The sequence below is a fragment of the Microbacterium sp. B24 genome (assembly GCF_000333415.1).
Lineage (GTDB): Bacteria > Actinomycetota > Actinomycetes > Actinomycetales > Microbacteriaceae > Microbacterium.
Window position 1 is genome coordinate 1 of record NZ_BADB01000121.1, and the last position, 4,033, is coordinate 4,033.

Below are 4,033 nucleotides of genomic sequence, written 5' to 3' on the forward strand. Positions count from 1 at the left end.
ATCGCGGACCGCAGCGGCTACGGTGAGCGCGGAGGTCCCCGTGCTGATCGTCGACATCATCGCCGTCGTGGCGCTGCTTCTCGCCCTCGCGTCGGGTCTGGCGCGCGGCTTCTTCGCCAGCCTCGGCAGCGTCATCGGGATGATCGGCGGCGCGGCCGCCGCTCTCTGGCTGCTGCCTCTGGTGACCCCGTGGCTGTCCACCGTCGTCCCCTCCGGAGGCTGGCGCACCGCTGCGCTCGCCGCCGCCGCGATCGGGCTCGTCGTCGTCGGAACCGCGGCCGGAGCCGCCATCGGAATGGCCATTCGTCGCGGCGTCGACCGCGCGCGACTGCGCGGACTCGAGCGCTTCCTCGGCGGCGTGCTCACCACCGTGGCCGCCGCGTTGGCTCTCGTGCTCGTCTCCTCGGGGCTCGCGACGGCGGGCATCCCTTACGTGTCGTCGGCGGTCGCCTCCTCGCGCGTCGTCGGTGCGCTGCAGGCGATCACGCCCCCGCCGGTCCAGGACGCGCTGGCCCAGGCGCGTGGTGCGCTGCTCTCGGACGGCCTGCCGCGGCTGGAGGCGGCGATCGGAGCGATCGTCACCCCCACCGATCCGCCGATCAGCCTCGACGACCCCGCGCTGCAGAACGCTGCGGCATCCGTGGCCCGGGTGAGCGGCACGGCCTACGCGTGCGGGGTCTCGATGACGGGATCGGGCTTCGTGGCCGCGCCGGGACTGGTCGTGACGAATGCCCACGTCGTTGCGGGAGTCGACACGCCCGTCGTGGAACTGCCCGGTGGTCGTGCGGGAGAGGGGCGCATCGTCCTCTTCGATCCGGTGAACGACCTCGCCGTGCTCTCGATCGGCGGCCTGCCGGCGACCCCGCTCACCATCGCCGACCCCGCTGCCGCCGGAACGCAGGCCGCCGTGCAGGGATACCCGCACGGCGGCCCGTTCACCAACGTGTCGGCGGGGATTCTGTCCGTGTCGTCGGTGCCCGTGCCCGACATCTACGACTCGTCGGTGAATCCGCGGGAGATCTACGCCTTGCAGGCCGACGTCCAGCCGGGAAACTCCGGCGGCCCGCTGCTGGATGCCGCCGGCGACGTCGTCGGCGTGGTCTTCGCCCGCGGCGCGGACGGCGAAGGGCGTGGCTATGCGACCACGACCACCGTGCTGCGCCCGGAGCTGGAACGGGTCACTGCCGACTCGCCGACCGTCGCATCGGGACGCTGCACGCGCTAGCCGCTGATGTGCGTCGAGCCAGGCGCTATGCTGACAGGGCAACTGAAGACAGGCCGCATGACGTGTGCGGGAGAGCCCCGGCATCCAGCGTTTCTCGAGGATCCGGGCACCGAAGGAGCAAGCCTCCCCGCCAATCTCTCAGGTCCGCGTACCGCTCGCGTCCGGCCGCTCTGGAAAGCGATCCCGCAGTGGGGGATCCGCCGACGGTGAAAGCCGGTTCCGCGCAGGCGGGCCCGGCGAAACTCTCAGGCCGATGACAGAGGGGGAGTTCCCGGCTGCCGGTCCCGGCATCCGCCCGCCCGATGTCCCGGGGAGAACTCATGCCAGACCTCCGCACCACCGCACTCGCCGATCGCCATGCTGCGCTCGGCGCCTCGTTCACCGACTTCGGTGGCTGGAACATGCCCGTGCGCTACACGTCCGATCTCGCCGAGCACCACGCGGTGCGAACAGCCGCCGGACTGTTCGACATCTCTCACATGGCGGAGTTCCTCGTGACGGGTTCGGGGGCCGCGGCCTTCCTCGACTACGCGCTCGCCGGGCGGATCTCGAGCATGAAGGTCGGCAAAGCGAAGTACTCGCTTCTGCTCGACGAGAACGGCGGCGTGATCGACGACGTCATCGTCTACCGCACGGGCGACGACCGGTTCCTCGTCATCTCGAACGCCGGCAACCGCGCGCTCGTCGCGGAGGCGTTCGCGGCGCGGGTCGATCGGGCGGCGCAGATCGTGCGATCCGGCCGGGAGGTGCCCGCGGACGGCGTGTTCGGGTTCGTCGTCGGCACCGAGCCCGCTGTCGTCGAGGACATCTCCGATCAGACCGCGCTGATCGCGGTGCAGGGTCCACGTGCTCGCGAGATCGTGGAAGCGACCGCCGGCATCGCCGACGTGGAGCCCGCGCTCGCCGACCTCGGCTACTACGCCTGGTCGCAGGCGCGCTTCCAGGACCAGCCGCTGTTCATCGCCCGCACCGGATACACCGGTGAGGACGGCTTCGAGCTGATGCTGTCGAACGCGCTCGCCCCCGCGCTCTGGGACTCGCTGGTCGAGGCGGGGGAGCCGTTCGGACTCGTCCCCGCGGGGCTCGCCGCGCGCGACACCCTCCGTCTCGAAGCGGGCATGCCGCTGCACGGCCATGAGCTGTCGACCGCGATCCTGCCCGCCCAGGCGGGGCTCGGGCGCGTCGTCGCCGCCGACAAGGACGAGTTCGTCGGCAAGGCCGCCGTCGCGGTGGACGCCACCGACCGGCCCGTGCTGGTCGGTCTCGTCGCCGAGGGCCGTCGCGCCGGCCGCGCCGGCTACGCCGTGGTGGATGCCGACGGCAACGTGGTGGGTGAGATCACGAGCGGGGCACTGAGCCCGACGCTCGGACACCCCATCGCGATGGCCTTCGTGCCCCCGAGTTTCGCCGACCCCGGCACCTCGCTCTTCATCGACGTGCGGGGCACTCTGATCCCCGCGACCGTGACCGCTCTGCCTTTCTACCGGAGGACCGCATGACCGACCTGACCACCCTCAAGTACACCGAAGAACACGAGTGGGTCGCCCTCGAGGGCGATGTCGCGACGGTCGGCATCACCGACTACGCCGCGGACAAGCTCGGCGACGTCGTCTACGTCGACCTGCCCGCGGTGGGCTCCACCGTCACCGCGAACACGGTGTGCGGCGAAATCGAGTCCACGAAGTCGGTCGGTGAGCTCTACGCGCCGCTGACCGGCGAGATCGTCGCCGTCAACGACGCCGTCGTGGACGACCCATCCCTCGTCAACAGCGGGTCGTTCGAGGGCGGATGGCTCGTGAAGATCCAGGTCGATCCCGCCGATGTCGACGCCCTGCTCGATCGAGCTGCCTACGTCGCACTCACGGGCGGCGAGGAGTGAACACGGCGCCCTTCCGCGATCGGCACATCGGCACGGACGCCGCCGCCCAGGCGGAGATGCTGCACGTGCTCGGCTACGAGAGTGTGAACGCCCTCGTCGAGCGGGCGGTCCCGGCATCCATCCATGCCGCACCCGTCGCCGACAGCGCGATCCCTTTCGCTGCCACCGAGGCCGAGGCGCTCGCAGAACTGCGCGAGCTCGCCTCGCAGAACCGGCCCGCGCGCGCCATGATCGGCCTGGGATACTACGACACGCTGACGCCGTCGGTGATCGCGCGGAACGTCTTCGAGAACCCCTCTTGGTACACGGCCTACACCCCGTACCAGCCGGAGATCTCTCAAGGACGGCTCGAGGCCCTCATCAACTTCCAGACGATGGTCACCGACCTCACCGGCCTTGCGACCGCGAACGCCTCGATGCTCGACGAGGCGACCGCTGTCGTCGAGGGGATGCTCGTGGCGCGCCGCGCCTCGAAGGCGACCAGCAACGTGTTCCTCGTGGACGCCGATGCCCTGCCGCAGACCAAAGCGCTGCTTGCCCACCGTGCGGCGGCGCTCGGTATCGAGATCATCGAAGCCGATCTCGCCGCCGAGGGGGTGCCCGCCGGCGCGACGGGTGCGTTCGGAGCCCTTGTTCAGTATCCCGGAGCATCCGGTCGCGTGTGGGATCCGGCCGCCGTCGTCGGCGCCGTGCAGGAGCAGGGCGGCCTCGTCGTGGCCGCGGCCGACCTGTTGGCGCTGACGCTGCTGCGCTCGCCGGGCTCTCTCGGCGCCGACATCGCCGTGGGCACCACGCAACGTTTCGGCGTGCCGATGGGTTTCGGCGGTCCGCACGCCGGATACATGGCCGTCAGGTCCGGTCTCGAGCGCCAGCTGCCGGGACGGCTGGTCGGCGTTTCGGGGACTCTAGAGGATCCCCGGGACCGAGCT

The 4,033-nt window shown here is 70.9% G+C and carries 3 protein-coding genes, 1 pseudogene and 2 riboswitches; all 4 genes and pseudogenes read left to right on the forward strand.

The window, feature by feature from the left end; translation table 11 throughout:
- The first annotated feature begins 40 nt into the window (after positions 1-40).
- Complete coding sequence (locus I5I_RS02685; protein ID WP_036316205.1) at positions 41-1,225, forward strand: MarP family serine protease; 1,185 nt, start codon at positions 41-43, stop codon at positions 1,223-1,225.
- A gap of 57 nt (positions 1,226-1,282) precedes the next feature.
- Positions 1,283-1,389: riboswitch (glycine riboswitch) on the forward strand.
- A 1-nt stretch (position 1,390) separates the two neighbouring features.
- Positions 1,391-1,492, forward strand: a riboswitch (glycine riboswitch).
- Between the two features lie 53 nt (positions 1,493-1,545).
- Complete coding sequence (locus I5I_RS02690; RefSeq protein WP_051039447.1) at positions 1,546-2,724, forward strand: glycine cleavage system aminomethyltransferase GcvT; 1,179 nt, start codon at positions 1,546-1,548, stop codon at positions 2,722-2,724.
- On the forward strand, positions 2,721-3,104 hold the full coding sequence (gene gcvH, locus I5I_RS02695) for a glycine cleavage system protein GcvH (protein ID WP_036316200.1): 384 nt from the start codon (positions 2,721-2,723) through the stop codon (positions 3,102-3,104). Before I5I_RS02690 ends, gcvH begins: the two co-directional genes overlap by 4 nt.
- Positions 3,101-4,033, forward strand: a pseudogene (locus I5I_RS02700) (glycine dehydrogenase (aminomethyl-transferring)); the annotation flags it as partial. The gene gcvH and the pseudogene I5I_RS02700, both read left to right, overlap by 4 nt.

Excerpts from the sequence above, each read along its gene's own strand:
- I5I_RS02690 (WP_051039447.1), top strand. The coding sequence starts at position 1,546 with ATGCCAGACCTCCGCACCACCGCACTCGCCGATCGCCATGCTGCGCTC.
- gcvH (WP_036316200.1), top strand. The coding sequence starts at position 2,721 with ATGACCGACCTGACCACCCTCAAGTACACCGAAGAACACGAGTGGGTC.